Genomic DNA, 15,312 nt, shown 5'->3' with positions numbered 1-15,312 from the left:
TCAAGCGGAATAACCTTCTCTGGCCGGCCCAGCAGTATCGCCGGCAGAAGAAGGGCAATAGAATGACCCCCTTTTTTGCGGCAAGACAGGATCGGCTGTTTCTGATGCTGATCCGGACGGTCGCGCTGATCGGCGCACTGGCGCTTGCCGGCCTGCTGCCGGCCACGCCGCAGGCGCATGCCCAGGACACGGTCAACTGGACCGGCGTGTGGGACACGAAGTGGCGCGGCGGTGGCGCCCAGATCAAGTTCGAGCAGACCGGCACTGACGTAAAGGGCGTCTACCCGCTTTATAACGGCCGCATCGAGGCGAAGGCCGAACGCGATAAGCTTGTCGGCCACTGGTTCGAAGGCGACCGCCAAGGCGCCTTCACCTTCGTCCAGTCGCCTGACGGCGGAAGCTTCATGGGCCGCTTCGATGCCGCCACCGCCGAATGGTGGACAGGCGTGCGCGTCAGTGCCGTCGAGGACGTCCGTGTCGACCAGTCGAGCCCGATGAGCACCATGCGCTCGTTCCTGCAGACGATGAACGAGAGCGGCGCCGACAATGTGCCGCGCGCGACCGGCGGCGGCATGGGTCTTGCCGGTCTGGCAGCGGGCCTCATCGACGTCACCGAGGCCGAGCGCGGCGGCCTCAACATGCCCGATTACACCAAGCTCCTGTTCACCGTCATCGACAACGCGACGTTCCGTCTGTGGAGCCTGCCGCATGACGCCATTGCCGGCGACGAGGTGACGGCGACGCTGCCGCAATACGGCACCAGGGTTTCCTTCGACCTCACCTTTCGCCGCAAGAATGGCGAGTGGTTTATCGTCGGACCGCCGCTCGCCCAGCTCCAGGCCAAGCTCGCCGAATTCCAGGAAGCGCGCGGCGAGGCCGTCGACATGGTCGACGATCCGAGCAAGCTTGCCTCGCCGCGCGATACGTTCAAGGTGCTGTTGAGCGGCCTCACCGAGGCCGGCGATCCGGCACAGGCGGCGCTCGACCTGCGCAACTACACTCCGGCGGTGCGCGGCGACGAGGCGTTCCTGCTCGAGCGCTATCTCAAAAAGGTGATCGACCGTATCGGCTACGTCTACTGGCAGGAGATCCCGGACGATCCGAAGAGCAACACCCCCTTCGTCTATTTCGAGCATCCCGCCGGCAACATCGTCATCGGCCCGGTCGAGACTGAGAAGGGCAAGATCTGGCAGTTCACGCCCGAGACGCTCGCCCACATCCGCACGCTCTATGCCGACGTTGAAGACGTGCCGGTGGCGCCGGAATTCGCCGCCTTCGCCAGCACCGACCCGTTTTTCATCGCCCGTGGCCTTGCCCGTCAGATCAGCCCCGGCCTGCTTACCCGCGCCGGTCCGATGGAGCACTGGCAATGGTCGATGCTCGGCCTTGCCGCACTGGCCGGCATCGTCTTCGGCTTCATCGCCAATGCGCTGATTTCCTTGTTTGTACGGAGGACGGACAGCCCGGCTTTCTTCCGCATCGTCGAATGGGCGGTGCGCTCGATCGTGCTTGGCTTCTTCCTGCTGTTGACGCTGCGCCCGCTCGGTCTGCCGCAGGTGGTCGCGGCCCCGGTCAAGGCAATAGCCTGGAGCCTGATCGTGATCGGCGCCGTGCCGGTGGTCTGGCACCTGATCGGCAAGGTCGCCGACCACTATCGCGGACTGTGGCAGGTGCCCGGCTATCACGACACGCTGATTTCGCTGTCCACCGGCGTGGCGCGCGTCGCCGTCCTGGTCGTCGCCTTCCTGCTGTTGGCCGAAGTGCTCGCCATTCCCTACGAAGGCGTCATTGCCGGTCTCGGCATCGGCGGTCTGGCGGTGGCGCTGGCGGCGCAGCCGACGCTGCAAAACTTCCTCTCCGGCCTGACGCTCTATGCCGACCGGCCGGTCAGCGTCGGCGACTTCTGCAAGTTCGGCGACCAGTCCGGCACGATCGAGCATATCGGCATGCGCTCGACGCGCATCCGGTCGCTCGACCGCACGATCATCTCGGTGCCGAACTCGGATTTCGCCGGCATGCAGATCGAGAACTACGCGCATCGCGACCGCACCCGGTTCGCGACGACGCTGCAGCTGCGCTACGAGACCACGCCCGATCAGCTGCGTTACGTCCTGGCCGAGCTGCGCAAGCTGCTGATCGCCCATCCGCGCGTCATCGACGAGCCGTGCCGCGTGCGCTTTGTCGGCTTCGGCGCCTATTCGCTCGATATCGACGTGTTCACCTACGTCAAAACCGCCGACGTGGCCGAATTTCAAGCCATCCGCGAGGACATCCTGCTGTCCATGATCAACATCATGGATGATGCCGGCGCGCAGTTCGCCTTCCCCTCATCGCTGGAATACAGAGCCACCGACTTTCCGGTCGACGACGAAAAACGCATCGCCGCGGAGAAAAGGGTCAGCGATTGGCGCGAGACGGAAAACCTGCCTTTCCCCGACTTCAGCCAGATCGACAAATTTGCCCTTAACAACACGCTTGCCTACCCGCCTCAGGGCTCGGCGCATTATCGCGAGACAGAGCCCGACCCGGACTCGGCCGAGGCAAAGGCGACGCTGGAGAAAGTGCGCTGGAGCCTGCCCTGGCGCAGGGGGGAGTAGCGCAAAAATCAGCTCTTGTTGGCGGCCAGCACCAGTACCGGCTTTTCGCTGTAGAGGTTGGGGAACAGCCGCTTCAGATTCTCGACCTTGGGCAAGTCATTGTAGACGATATAGGGATAGGTCGGGTTGAGCGTCAGGAAGTCCTGATGGTAGTCCTCGGCCGGATAGAAGGCTTTGCCGGTCTCCAGCGTCGTCACGATCGGCTTTGCAAACACCTTGACCTTGTCGAGCTGGGCGATGTAGCTTTCGGCGATCTTTTTCTGCGCGTCGTTTTCGGCAAAGATCGTCGAGCGGTATTGGGTGCCGCTGTCCGGCCCTTGGTAGTTCAGTTGCGTCGGATTGTGCGCGATCGAGAAATACACCTGCAGCAGCTGGCCATAGGTGACTTTGGATGGCTCGTAGGTGATCTCGACGGATTCGGCATGGCCCGTCCGGCTGGTGCCGACCATTTCATAGACGGCCGTTTCCTTGTCACCGCCTGTGTAGCCGGACACCGCGCTGGTCACGCCTTTGACGTGCTGGAAGACGCCTTGCACGCCCCAGAAGCAGCCGCCGGCGAAGACCGCCTTTTCGGTGCCGGCGATGGCCTTCTCGTCCAGCGCCGGCGGCGGGATCACCACCGCGTCTTCGGCCGAGACGGCCGGCGTCTGCCAGAACACGGCAGCGGCAGCCGTGAGGATGAGCGCGGCAAGCGCCGCTTTTGCGAAAATCGACGATCGTTTCACGGCTGGTTCTCCGGTCATGTCTGATCTCCCATACTGGTGTTGTGGATTATACGACGGATAGGGCCGCCGGGCTCTCACATTGCTGTGCGCATCGGCGGCCGCCCTGCCTAGTTGCCCGGAGCCATGGCATCGCAGGCCTTGGTCGCTTCGGCCTTCTTCATGGCGTCCGTCTCGGCGGCGGCCTTGTTCATGCAGTCGGCCTTCATCGGATCGCCCGCTTTCATCGGGTCAGCAGCCTTCATCGCGGTCGTGGCCATCGCGTCAGGCGCCATGGCATTCGCCGGCTTCATCGTATCTTCGGCCCGCGTCGCGCCTCCGCCGACCAGCGCCGTCGAGCAAAGTGCGAAGGCGAATGCCGGCAGGGTCAGGCGATTGGTCATGGTGGTCTCCTTGGGTTAGGTAGCATGGAGTCGTGGGCACGCGGCGCCGCTCCTGCGGCATTGCGCAATCGCTGATTCTAGTTCGTAGCGGCAGCGAGAATTGGCCCGCCGCCCGGCACCTGCACCAGAACGGCGGTGCTGAGGCCGCTCGCGGCGGCCGGCAGCGGCAGCACGGTGGCATCGCCGGCCCAGCTGCCCAGCCCGGTCAGCGAATGCACGACATTGGCGTGCGGCAGCGTGCGGCCGGTGTTTTCGCCGCGTGACACCGGCACCTCGACGACGCCTTTGTCGTAACGCACGAGCCAGACGTCGGCCTTGCCGTCCGGCACCGGACCGGCGCCGATGCTGACCTTTCCGCCGGCGAGCGACAGCGAAGGTCCGTCAGCGTGGCCGCCGCTCGAAATCAGCTGCTCCATCTCGCCCGGCATGGCGCCGACGGCATCGGCCTTGCCGTTGACCACCACTTGCGGCGTGAACGGGCCGGAACGGCCGAGCGACGGTTCATAGCGGACCTGGCGCTGGGTGAATTCTTCTCTGCCGAATGTGTCCTTCCAGCCGAGATAATCCCAGTAGGTGACGTTGAAGGACAGCGCCAGCACGCCTGGCCGGTCCTTGACCTTGATCAGATTGGCATTGGCCGGCGGGCAGGACGAGCAGCCCTGGCTGGTAAACAGCTCGATCACGGTCAGCTTCTGAGCGGCGGCCGCGCTTGTTGCCGAAAGCCCAGCTGCCGAAAACAGCATTGCGGCGAGCCCCATCAGGGCCGTGCTGCGTTTCGCTGCCGATCCGGTCATCGCGTTTCTCCTGCGCAGACATCGTTCCATGTCCATGCTTCGCCGCCGCCGCGCGGTTCGTTACAGCATCACCGCTTCGTGATCGTTCGTGGCTCTTTCCTTCTCCACAAGGGGAGAAGGGAAGATGGTTGCCCGCAAACGGCAACGCCGCCCGGCATGGCCGAGCGGCGTTGCGATGAATTCTGCGATAAGGCCTTACCGCAGCGCCCCGCCGCAGGCTGCCTATTGCGTCAGCAGCGTTTCCGATGCCCGCTGATTGAAGGCGCACTTGCCGGTCACGAAGTAAGAGAAGTCTGCATTGGAGACTGCTGCCGGTACGGGATTGCCGCCGTCTTCCCAGGCCTGCAAGCTGGTCTGGCCGCATGGCACGGCGGTGAAGATGTCGACGACCTGACCGGTCGCGACCTCGACCATGTCGGTCGGGCTTGTGCCCATATAGAGCCGGTTCGATGTCGCCGGATCGTTTGACTTGAGCACGGTTGGCTGCGGCGGGTTGGCCGAAGCAGCGGACGGCACATCCATCTGCAAATACAACTGGTCCATCAGGCTGACGTCGATCACCGCGCCGGCTCCGGTCGCGGGAAACGTGGTGGTGACACAGGTGGTCGCGTATTTCCTGCCATAGGAGTCGGTCTGGACAATCGTGGTGGTGGGCAGGCCGTAGAAGCTGATCACGATCGCGGTCGTGCATACTTGCTGCTGGACCATCGTGCTCGTCGTTCCGTTGACCGTGTACACGGTCGACGTGCCGTAGCCCTTTGGATCGCCAAAATTATTGTATGCGTAGGTGATCTTCATTAGTTTGTTGGCCACCGTGTCACCGAACTTGGTGCCATAGAGCGTCATCGTCTTGCCCCAATAGCCCGAGATCTTGTCGACCTTGAACGTGGCCTGCACCAGCGCCGGCCGCTTTGTCACTGCCGACGCGACGCCGACCTGCACCGTGTTGATCTTGGCGATCTGCATGAAGCTGGTCGGCATGGCAAAACCGGCCGAAGCCTTGATGCTGGCGGTACCGTCGGCGGCGACGACGAAGCTGTCGAGCTTGGCCGTGCCTTGCCCGCCATTGGCCAAGTATGAGTCCTGCAGGCTTACTTGGCGGTCCGCCAATGACGTGGTCGTCGCCAGCGTCGTGATCGACAGCGAAGCGGCATCGAGCGCGTTCTGCATCAACGCCTTGGTTGAAACCGCCGAGGTATAGTCGATGGAAAAACCCAATGCGGCAACCATCGGGATAAGCAAAATGGCGAGCATTGGCGCGAACGAGCCGCCCACCGATTTGAGAAATTTGCGTGCTGACAGCGGCATTCCGATCCCCCGAAACGGCGATAGGCCGGTGGGCTATCACGCCGGGCGCAAACTATGCTCTAATCTCATGGATCAAAGTTTAACGACTTTGGCCCCCGCCGCCGCACCCGCGCCCCGCCGCTTGCCGATGCATCGTGCCCCTGCTAAAGCGCGCCGCATGACCACGCCGATCAAAAACATCCGCAATTTCTCCATCGTTGCCCATATCGACCATGGCAAATCCACGCTTGCCGACCGGCTGATCCAGTCGACCGGCGGGCTGGAGCTGCGCGACATGAAGGAGCAGGTGCTGGACTCGATGGATATCGAGCGTGAGCGCGGCATCACCATCAAGGCGCAGACGGTGCGGCTGAAGTACCACGCCAATAACGGCGAGGACTATATCCTCAACCTGATCGACACGCCCGGCCATGTCGACTTCGCCTATGAAGTGTCGCGTTCGCTGGCCGCCTGCGAAGGCTCGCTGCTGGTCGTCGACGCCAGCCAGGGCGTCGAGGCGCAGACGCTGGCCAATGTCTACCAGGCGATCGACAACAACCACGAGATCGTCGTGGTGCTGAACAAGGTCGACCTGCCCGCCGCCGAGCCCGAGCGCATCCGCGAGCAGGTTGAGGAGGTGATCGGCATCGATGCCTCCAACGCCGTGCTGATTTCGGCAAAGACCGGCCTCGGCATTCCCGACGTGCTGGAAGCCATCGTCAACGATCTGCCGCCACCGCGCGAAGGCGACATCACGGCCCCGCTGAAGGCGATGCTGGTCGACAGCTGGTACGACGCCTATCTCGGCGTCATCGTGCTGGTCCGCATCATCGACGGCGTGCTGAAGAAGGGCCAGACCATCCGCATGATGGGCACCGGCGCCAAGCACCTGGTCGAGCGCACCGGCGTCTTCACCCCGGCCCGCATCAATGTCGACGAGCTCGGTCCCGGCGAGTTCGGCTTCTTCACCGGCTCGATCAAGGAAGTCGCCGACACCCGCGTCGGCGACACCATCACCGAGGACAAGCGCTCGACGGCAAGTGCCCTGCCCGGCTTCAAGCCGGCGCAGCCAGTGGTGTTCTGCGGCCTGTTTCCGGTCGACGCCGCCGATTTCGAGGATTTGCGCGCCGCGGTCGGCAAGCTGCGCCTCAACGACGCGTCCTTCTCGTTCGAAATGGAAACCAGTGCGGCACTCGGCTTCGGCTATCGCTGCGGCTTCCTCGGCCTGCTGCATCTCGAAATCATCCAGGAGCGGCTGGAGCGCGAATTCAACCTCGACCTCATCGCCACCGCACCTAGCGTCGTCTATCGCCTGCTGTTGAACGACGGCTCGGTCAAGGAACTGCACAACCCGGCCGACATGCCCGACGTGGTCAAGATCTCGGCCATCGAGGAGCCATGGATCCGCGCCACCATCCTGACCCCGGACGAGTATCTCGGCGGTATCCTGAAACTCTGCCAGGACCGGCGCGGCATCCAGTTCGATCTCTCCTATGTCGGCAAGCGCGCCATGCTGATTTACGATCTGCCGCTTAACGAGGTGGTGTTCGACTTTTACGACCGGCTGAAGTCGATCTCAAAGGGCTACGCCTCCTTCGACTATCACCTAACCGACTACAAGGAAGGCGACCTGGTGAAGATGTCGATCCTGGTCAATGAGGAGCCGGTCGACGCGCTGTCGATGCTGGTCCACCGCACAGCGGCGGAAAAGCGCGGCCGCCAGATGTGCGAGAAGCTGAAGGAGCTGATCCCGAACCATCTGTTCAAGATCCCGATCCAGGCGGCCATCGGCGGCAAGGTCATCGCCCGCGAAACGATCTCGGCGCTGCGCAAGGATGTCACCGCCAAATGCTACGGCGGCGACGTCTCCCGCAAGCGCAAGCTGCTCGACAAGCAGAAAGAAGGCAAGAAGCGGATGAGGCAGTTTGGCAAGGTGGATATCCCGCAGGAGGCGTTTATCCAGGCGCTGAAGATGGGCGATTGAGGAGCCGGTCGGGCGTCGGCGCGAAGCGTGGCGCCGAGACATCGATCCAGTGAATCGATGGCAGGCTTCGAAAGCGGGGAGCTGCCGGAGGCAGCTGGCTCCCACCAGCGCGACGCTGAAGCTGCACGATCAAGCCATCGGTGCCGCGCCACGCCGCTCAAGCGCGGTCTTGCGGATGATTTCCGCGATCTCCGGGCTGCTGCTGCACAGCATCTGGAAATCCGCCGCGTGCAGCGACAGGAGTGAGACCGCTGTTGCGGCGCTGACGGTCGCCATACGCGGTTCGCCGCTGATCAGCGCCATCTCGCCGAAGAAGGCGCCGGGGCCAAGCTCCACCGGGTTCGGCATCACGACGCTGACGCGCCCCTCCACGACGAAGAACATCCGATCACCGGTCTCGCCACTGCGGCAGATCACGGCGCCCGCCGGCAAATTACGAGGTCTTAACGCTCGCACGATCTCGACCAGCGCGGCCGGGCCAAGCTTCTGAAACAACGGCACGCCGGCAACCAATTGCCAATTGCGGACGAAATCCTCGCGACGGATTTCTTGATAGAAGCCGGAGGCAAGAATGCCAGCCCAGAGCGCGAAGATGCCGATGCCACACATCATGACCGCCCCGGCAAGGACGCGGCCGTCGAAACTTTGCGGAATAGCGTCGCCATAGCCGGTGGTGGACAGCGTGACCACCGCCCACCACATTGCCTGGGGGATGCTGCCGAACTTTTCCGGTTGGATGTCGCGCTCGATGACATAGGCCGCGAGCGCGACACCGAACAGAACGACGCCGAAGAGCGTGGTGACGCCGATCAGGTTGCGCGCTTCGTTGGCCAGCACCCTGCCCAGCACCGGGAAGAAGGTCGAGTCGCGCAGCGGCTTCAGCAGCCAGACAGCACAGTAGAGGCTCCGGTCGGGCGTGCCGTCGAGCAGAAATGCGGCGAGTGGAACCAAAACCGCGAGCACATCGATTGCGATTGCCGGCGTCCTGTCTCGAAGGTCTGCCGCCCGGCGCTTGAGCAGCGTCTCGGCCATCTGCAGAAGATAGGCGCCCCAAATGACAGCGAGCACGGCAGTCAGAGCCAGTCTGCTTCGTCCGGACATGTTCGGCATCGTGAGCGCAGCCACCGCCAGAAGCCCAGGCGCAGCCAGCACCGCGTTTAGCGGCGCGTAAATTCTTAAGAAAGGCAGTGCCGACATTCTATGCCCACGAGCGGCTACTATCCTCCAAAATAGGATGCCTTCGAGGCAAGCGTAAAGGTGCTTACTGTCGCCACGCCGATATCGGTTCTCGGCAAGGCTGACTTTGTCGACTGTGGGCGCTGCGGGCCGCTCTCTCGATAGTCTCCGCTTTTTTCTCCTTCACTCCCTTGTCAATTTCGAGTTGACACCGGAGCCGCGTGGGCAAGTCAAACAGGCGAGAGTGCCTCGCCATCGGCGGCGCCTCGGGCCTTGCCGGCACCTCGCCCTGTCGATGCTGGTCCACCGCACCGCGGCGGAAAAGCGCGGCCGCCAGATGTGCGAGAAGCTGAAGGAGCTGATCCCGAACCATCTGTTCAAGATCCCGATTCAGGCGGCGATCGGCGGCAAGGTCATCGCCCGCGAAACCATCTCGGCGCTGCGCAAGGATGTGACGGCCAAGTGCTACGGCGGCGACGTCTCGCGCAAGCGCAAGCTGCTCGACAAGCAGAAAGAGGGCAAGAAGCGGATGCGCCAGTTCGGCAAGGTGGATATCCCGCAGGAGGCGTTTATCCAGGCGCTGAAGATGGGCGATTGAGGAGCCGGTCGGGCGTCGGCGCGAAGCGTGGCGCCGAGACATCGATCCGGTGAATCGATGGCAGGCTTCGAAAGCGGGGGAGGCAGCGGCCCCCCGCCAGCGCGACGTTGACGCTGCACGATGGGGACTGTTCTCGGGACGGCAGGGTGATCTTCAAACCAGATTAAGGGTGCCTGCAAGCCGTCGCGCCTAGCACCATCCAAGCGGTAAGCAGAGGCGATACGTCGGGCTTTTGGGGATTTCAAATTGCGCAAATATGTCTTGCTGTTTCTCGGTCTTTGCATCGATTACTTTGGGTGAACGCGGCAGTCGTTCTGGCCGACCGGTTGTTTCCAGGCGTTGCGGAGACCGTTCTCGGTCAGCCGACGTCGTGGGCGGCCCGCACCGTCTTTTCGCTGATCCTGCTCAGCCTTGCCCGGGTGGCAAACGCTTCGGTAGGCGAATGGCTGCTGGCTTACGCACTCGCCGAGCACCGGACCAGCTTACGCCAGTGGCCCAACCTTCTGCTTGGCACACTCGGCTTCGTGTCCGGTATCTGGTACCTGCTACGCCTAACCGAACCTGGCGACGGCATGCCGTTCCCTGTTCATGGTCGAGGACACACCACTTAAGATCACGACGGTTGCGCTCTACGGTGCGCTCTATGGCTGGGGTGGCGTGATGCTGTTGAGATTCGAGCCAAGGGCAAAGCTCTACAACGCCCTGCTGTTCGCATCGACCTTGCCATTGGCCGGAATAAACCAATTGTTTTCCCATGATGCGCTGGTTGCCTCGATCGTGGCGCGCGCAAACAGCCATGGCCGACCCTTTACGACGGAAAAAGCGGAGGTCTATGCCCGCCTGTCGATCTACTACGCAATTCTCCTTGTCGCGATGATGCTGGCGATCTTGTATTTTTGCCGGGAGCGGCCGGGCACTGCTGTCGAAAGGTCGCTCAAAGGCTCGCCGAATAGCCGGGCGTAGTCCTATCGTCTCTCGCCGCTTCAGGGCTCAATCTCGTCCAATATCCGCGCCGCTCGAAATCCGCGACAGCGCTACCGGAAAATCTTCCCTGCGGTCGGGCCGTTCACGATATGGTTGATTTCGGCCCGCATAAGCCCACCTTTTGAGAATACCCCATCCTGAAGTATTCTTAGACGGCTGGGGAGACATCAATGCGTTCCACCTTGGACACCATCGCCGCGATCGGCCTCGCCATTGGCGGCGCTTTCGGCCTTGCCGGCACCTTCGTGGAGAGCGCTGAGTTTCGCGAAACACTCTGGATGATCGACGGCGTGGCACTCGTAGTGGCAGCCGCTCTGTTGACGATGAAGTATCAGCGGCTGGGCAACGACTGCGTAGCGGCCGGATTTTTGATTTTCGTTGCCGGCGAGAGCCTGCTGCTCGCCGGCAATGCGGCAGGCCTCCAGGCCAGCGTTCCCGCCTATGTCGGGGGCATCTCGCTTTGGGCGGCCGCCCTCATCATGGTTAGCGTCCCGAATACCTTCGCTCTGTGGATGCGGCTTACCGCTGTCGTGGCGGCTGTGCTGTTCGTCGTGTCGGCGGGGCTGATCCTGTGGGGTGCGCCTTTGCTGCCGACGTCGGCGCCCTTGCCGGCTGCCGGATATCCGTTTCTGGTCCTCACATTCATCGGCTGGATCTGGACCCTGGTGAAGCCGAGCCGATGAGTCGATGACCCAGTCGGGCCGCCCCCTCTCCGGTTTGCTTCGCAAACCACCTCTCCCCCACTTTGTGGGGGCGAGGAAACGCCAATCGCCGAAGCTGCGCCCTTGCAAGACTTGGGTTCCTCGCCCCGGCGAAGCGGGGGAGAGGTGGCCGCCCAGCGGCCGGAGAGGGGTCTTAACAACGCGGCGCCTTTCGCGGAGCGGAAATGCCGCAATCGCCTCTTCCACCCTTCAACCCGGCATGCCATGCTCACCCTCGCGGCCGGGCAGGCCGTTTCATTCCGGGGGGAATTGCAATGTCGTCTTACACGTTCGCGCGCCGCGCTGCCGCGGCGCTCTTCATCGTCGCGCTTTTTTCGCCCGTCGCACATGCCGGCGATGTCACCTTCGAGATCAAGAACAGCCATCCCAACGCCATGCGCGTCGAGCTCTACAGCCAGGACCGCGACCATGTCTGGCCGGGCGACAATCAGGACTATTATCTCAACGACGGCGAGACCAAGTCGATCCCGCTGTCCTGCAATGACGGCGAATCGATCTGCTACGGCGCCTGGGTCGATGGTGACGAGAATACCTATTGGGGTGTCGGCCCCGCCAACACCGAAAAATGCGACGATTGCTGCTACACCTGTAGTGGCGGCGAGACCGAGGAAATCGATCTGGTTCCGTGAGCTGCCCGTCTCAAGTGCCCCTCACCCGGATTGCCGACCGAATTGCGAAGGGCAATTCGGGGCAATCCGACCTCTCCCCGAGGGGAGAGGAGGTCGCCTGCGCTGGCGCCAGGCTCTTCTCCCCGGCGGGAAGAAGGTGGCCGCCCACGGGTGTTGCCCTCCGGCAAGCCCGAGGACAGGCTCAGCGACCGGCTGAGGGGGATTTCATAGGCGATTGCTCCATCCTTGCGGGGGAGAAGCCAGCGCAAAGCGGGCAGGGGCGCGCTGTCCCGCCAACGTCAGGCCGACAACGCCAGAATTTCAAAGCCGAAACAAAAAACCCGCCTCGGCGGGCGGGTCGTCGGCGCCAATTGGCACCATATCCAAATTAGTAGCATAGCTGCCGGCACAAAGCAAGAACAAAATGTGGTGCTGCGAGCAAAAAATGCGAATTCCCTTCCCGCCGCGCCCGAGGTCGGCCCTCACGAGGGGGAGAATGCTGCCTTGACGTCGTCCTGACTGTCGCCATAGCGTAGTCCGACAGGAGATCCCACCCATGGCAGTGGTCGAAGGCGAGAAGATCGACGTCGGCTTTTCGGGAAAACGTTGCATCCATTCGCGCAACTGCGTGCTTGGCGATCCGCATGTTTTCGTGCCCAACGCGCCCGGCCAGTGGATCCATCCGGATGCGGCCAGCGTCGAGAAGATCGTGGCGCTCGCCGAAGGCTGTCCGTCCGGCGCCATCACCTATCTCCGCAAGGATGGCGGGCCGCAGGAACAGCCGCCTGTGGTCAACACCGTGCGCATCCGGGAAAACGGCCCGCTGGCGCTGCATGCCGAGATCGTGATGGGCGGCGAGAATTTCTATCGCGCCACGCTCTGCCGCTGCGGCGCCTCGGAAAACAAGCCGTTCTGCGACGGCAGCCACAACAAATCAGGTTTTTCCGCCACCGGCGAGCCGCCGCTGAAGGATACGCCGGCGCTGGAAGTGCGAGATGGCCCGCTGACCGTCACACCGACGACCAACGGCCCGCTCAAGCTCGAAGGCAATGTCGAAATCGTCACCGGCACCGGCCACACGGTCGATCGCACGCAGCGCACCTTCCTCTGCCGCTGCGGCCACTCCGCCAACAAGCCGTTTTGTGACGGGTCGCATAAGCGCGTGGGGTTTGTGGGGTAGCCTAGCGATCTCCCCCCTCGAGGGGGAGATGTCGCCGAAGGCGACAGAGGGGGTCGGTACGTCCTGGCGCCAACGTCATCGCGGCCAGAGAATGCCGGTGCTCCACGCGAGACGACCCCCTCTGGCCTGCCGGCCATCTCCCCCTCAAGGGGGGAGATTACGCTTCCTTGGCCCAGCGCTCGCGGCTTTATCGATCGGCCCGTATCGGCTAAGGGCGGAGAGCAAATTCTCCGGACCCGCTAATGACCGCCAAGACCAAGACCAAACCCCTGTTCCTCGGCATCGACACCGGCGGCACTTACACCGACGCCGTGCTGTGGTCGGAGGCCGGCGGACCAAGCGGAAAAGTGCTGGCCAAGGCCAAGGCGCTGACGACGCGCCATGACCTGGCGGTCGGGATATCCGGCGCGGTCGATGCGGTGCTCAAAATGGCCGGCACCGACCCGGCGGCGATCAAGCTGGTGTCGATGTCGACGACGCTCGCCACCAATGCGCTGGTCGAGGGCCAGGGCGGCCGCGTCGCGCTGGTGATGATCGGCTTTGCCGAGGGCGATCTCGCCCGCGACGGGCTGAAAGCGGCGCTCGGCACCGATCCGGTGGTGTTCTGCGCCGGCGGCCATGACGTGCACGGTAATGCGGCAATGCTCGATTTGTCCGGGCTGGAGGCAGCTTTACCCGAGCTGGAAAAATCGGTGTCCGGCTTTGCCGTCTGCGCCTATTTCGCCACCCGCAATCCGGCGCATGAGCTCACCGCTCGCGACCTGATCCGCGACAGGACCGGCCTGCCGGTCACCGCCAGCCACGAGCTGTCGGCCAAGCTCGGCGGTCCGCGCCGGGCGCTGACGACATTGCTCAATGCCAGGCTGATCTCGATGATCGATCGGTTAGTCGCGGCAACCGAAGGCTTTCTCGCCGCCCGCGGCATTGCCGCGCCCCTGATGGTGGTGCGCGGCGACGGCGCGCTGGTCTCGGCCGCCTTCGCCCGCCAGCGGCCGATCGAGACGATCCTGTCCGGCCCGGCCGCCAGCCTTGTCGGCGCCCGCCATATGACCGGCCTCGACAATGCTATCGTCTCCGACATCGGCGGCACCACAACCGATGTCGCCGTGCTCGACGGGGGCCGTCCCAGGCTCGATCCGGAAGGCGCCACCGTCGGCGGGTTCCGCACCATGGTCGAGGCCGTCGCCATGCGCACTTTTGGGCTGGGCGGCGATTCCGAAGTGGCGCTGGAGGACGGCGCGCTCAACCCGAAAATCCTGCTCGGGCCGCGCCGCCTGGTGCCGCTGGCGCTGGCCGGCTTGATGCATGGCGAGGCCGTCACGGCGGAGCTCGAACGCCAGCTGCGCGCGCCCAATCCCGGCCGCATGGATGGCCGCCTCGCGGTGCGCACCGGCGTGCCGGAGCGGCTCGCCGCTGGGTTGACCGGCGCCGAAGCCAAGCTCTACGAGCTGATCGGTGCTGTGCCGCAGGCTCTCGACAGATTGCTGGCCTCGAATGCCCAGAACGCCACCTTGAACCGGCTGGTGTCGCGCGGGCTGGTGCAGATTGCCGGCTTCACGCCGTCGGATGCGGCGCATGTGCTGGGCAAGCAGGCCAATTGGGATCCGGCCGCGGCGCGTCTGGGTGCCGAGCTGTTCGCGCGCAAGCGCGACGGCCGCGGCCAGTTCATCGCCGCCTCACCGGAGGCGGTCTCGGAACGGGTGCTGACCACGCTGACCCGTCTGTCGGCCGAAGTCATCCTCGAAACCGCGTTTGCCGAGGATGGGCTGGATGGCGCCGCGACCGTCGCCCACGCGCTGGTCCAGCGCGCCGTCGACGCGCATCCCGGCATCGCTCGTCTCAGCGTCGCGCTCGACCGCCCGGTCATCGGCCTCGGCGCCTCGGCGCCGCTGCATTATGCTGGCCTCGCCGAGCTGGTCGGCAATGACTGCTTGGTGCCTGAGGATACCGACGTCGCCAACGCGCTCGGCGCCGTCGTCGGCCAGGTCCGGGTTTCGGCCGAAGCGCGGGTCAGCCAACCCAAGGAAGGGCTGTTCCGCGTCGCCTCAGGTGAAAGCGTGCGCGATTTCACTGACGAAGCGGCGGCGATCGCCGCGGCCGAGAAAGATGTGCGGGCGATTGCCGCCGGGCGAGCGAGGGCCGCCGGCACCGACAGCGCCGAGATCGAGATCGCCAGCGAATTCCGCGTCTCGACCGTCGAGGGCCAGCGCATGTTCATCGAGGCGCATGTCGTGGCCGTGGCATCGGGCAGGCCAAGGATTGCGGTGTGATGCTGCC

Annotated in this window: 13 protein-coding genes and 1 pseudogene; 9 read left to right on the top strand and 5 right to left on the bottom strand. The window is 63.9% G+C overall.

Annotation, left to right across the window (positions count from 1 at the left end; genetic code table 11):
* Positions 1 to 62: 62 nt before the first annotated feature.
* The gene (locus NKI85_RS17855; protein WP_352777193.1) at positions 63 to 2,597 is read left to right on the top strand and encodes a mechanosensitive ion channel family protein; all 2,535 of its coding nucleotides are present in this window, start codon (positions 63 to 65) and stop codon (positions 2,595 to 2,597) included.
* An 8-nt stretch (positions 2,598 to 2,605) separates the two neighbouring features.
* On the opposite strand, the gene msrA is transcribed toward NKI85_RS17855, so the two are convergent.
* The 4 genes from msrA to NKI85_RS17835 all read right to left on the bottom strand — a co-directional run bounded on the left by msrA (position 2,606) and on the right by NKI85_RS17835 (position 5,804).
* The gene (msrA, locus tag NKI85_RS17850; RefSeq protein ID WP_352777191.1) at positions 2,606 to 3,340 is read right to left on the bottom strand and encodes a peptide-methionine (S)-S-oxide reductase MsrA; all 735 of its coding nucleotides are present in this window, start codon (positions 3,338 to 3,340) and stop codon (positions 2,606 to 2,608) included.
* A gap of 89 nt (positions 3,341 to 3,429) precedes the next feature.
* On the bottom strand, positions 3,430 to 3,702 hold the full coding sequence (locus NKI85_RS17845; RefSeq protein ID WP_352777189.1) for a hypothetical protein: 273 nt from the start codon (positions 3,700 to 3,702) through the stop codon (positions 3,430 to 3,432).
* Positions 3,703 to 3,779: 77 nt separating this feature from the next.
* A complete protein-coding gene (locus tag NKI85_RS17840) occupies positions 3,780 to 4,496 on the bottom strand; it encodes a DUF1223 domain-containing protein (RefSeq protein ID WP_352777188.1) in 717 nt (238 codons plus the stop codon).
* 222 nt (positions 4,497 to 4,718) lie between these two features.
* Positions 4,719 to 5,804 carry a TadE/TadG family type IV pilus assembly protein gene (locus NKI85_RS17835; RefSeq protein ID WP_352777185.1) on the bottom strand — a complete coding sequence of 362 codons (1,086 nt, stop codon included), beginning with the start codon at positions 5,802 to 5,804 and terminating at the stop codon, positions 4,719 to 4,721.
* Between the two features lie 157 nt (positions 5,805 to 5,961).
* On the opposite strand from NKI85_RS17835, the gene lepA reads away from it, so the two are divergent.
* A complete protein-coding gene (gene lepA / locus NKI85_RS17830; RefSeq protein WP_352527569.1) occupies positions 5,962 to 7,767 on the top strand; it encodes a translation elongation factor 4 in 1,806 nt (601 codons plus the stop codon).
* Between the two features lie 129 nt (positions 7,768 to 7,896).
* Here lepA and NKI85_RS17825 read toward each other — a convergent pair whose 3' ends face one another.
* A complete protein-coding gene (locus NKI85_RS17825; RefSeq protein ID WP_352527571.1) occupies positions 7,897 to 8,964 on the bottom strand; it encodes a cyclic nucleotide-gated potassium channel in 1,068 nt (355 codons plus the stop codon).
* Positions 8,965 to 9,229: 265 nt separating this feature from the next.
* On the opposite strand from NKI85_RS17825, the pseudogene NKI85_RS17820 reads away from it, so the two are divergent.
* From NKI85_RS17820 to NKI85_RS17790, 7 genes and pseudogenes are all read left to right on the top strand, one after another.
* A pseudogene (locus NKI85_RS17820) lies at positions 9,230 to 9,541 on the top strand (elongation factor 4); the annotation flags it as partial.
* 296 nt (positions 9,542 to 9,837) lie between these two features.
* A complete protein-coding gene (locus NKI85_RS17815; RefSeq protein ID WP_352527573.1) occupies positions 9,838 to 10,152 on the top strand; it encodes a hypothetical protein in 315 nt (104 codons plus the stop codon).
* Positions 10,130 to 10,504 (top strand): hypothetical protein, encoded by a 375-nt coding sequence (locus NKI85_RS17810; RefSeq protein ID WP_352527575.1) that lies wholly within the window; start codon positions 10,130 to 10,132, stop codon positions 10,502 to 10,504. The genes NKI85_RS17815 and NKI85_RS17810 overlap by 23 nt, the downstream gene beginning before the upstream one ends.
* A gap of 191 nt (positions 10,505 to 10,695) precedes the next feature.
* Positions 10,696 to 11,208, top strand: a complete 513-nt coding sequence (locus NKI85_RS17805; protein ID WP_352777181.1) for a hypothetical protein — start codon at positions 10,696 to 10,698, stop codon at positions 11,206 to 11,208.
* 293 nt (positions 11,209 to 11,501) lie between these two features.
* Complete coding sequence (locus NKI85_RS17800) at positions 11,502 to 11,876, top strand: hypothetical protein (protein WP_352527579.1); 375 nt, start codon at positions 11,502 to 11,504, stop codon at positions 11,874 to 11,876.
* 535 nt (positions 11,877 to 12,411) lie between these two features.
* On the top strand, positions 12,412 to 13,035 hold the full coding sequence (locus tag NKI85_RS17795; RefSeq protein ID WP_352527580.1) for a CDGSH iron-sulfur domain-containing protein: 624 nt from the start codon (positions 12,412 to 12,414) through the stop codon (positions 13,033 to 13,035).
* A 242-nt stretch (positions 13,036 to 13,277) separates the two neighbouring features.
* Positions 13,278 to 15,305, top strand: a complete 2,028-nt coding sequence (locus tag NKI85_RS17790; RefSeq protein WP_352777178.1) for a hydantoinase/oxoprolinase N-terminal domain-containing protein — start codon at positions 13,278 to 13,280, stop codon at positions 15,303 to 15,305.
* The last annotated feature ends 7 nt before the right edge of the window (positions 15,306 to 15,312 follow it).

Source organism: Mesorhizobium sp. M0571 (genome assembly GCF_040320985.1).
In the GTDB taxonomy this organism is placed as follows: domain Bacteria; phylum Pseudomonadota; class Alphaproteobacteria; order Rhizobiales; family Rhizobiaceae; genus Mesorhizobium.
Note: the sequence above shows the minus strand (reverse complement) of the source record. Positions and strands in the feature narration are given on the sequence as shown.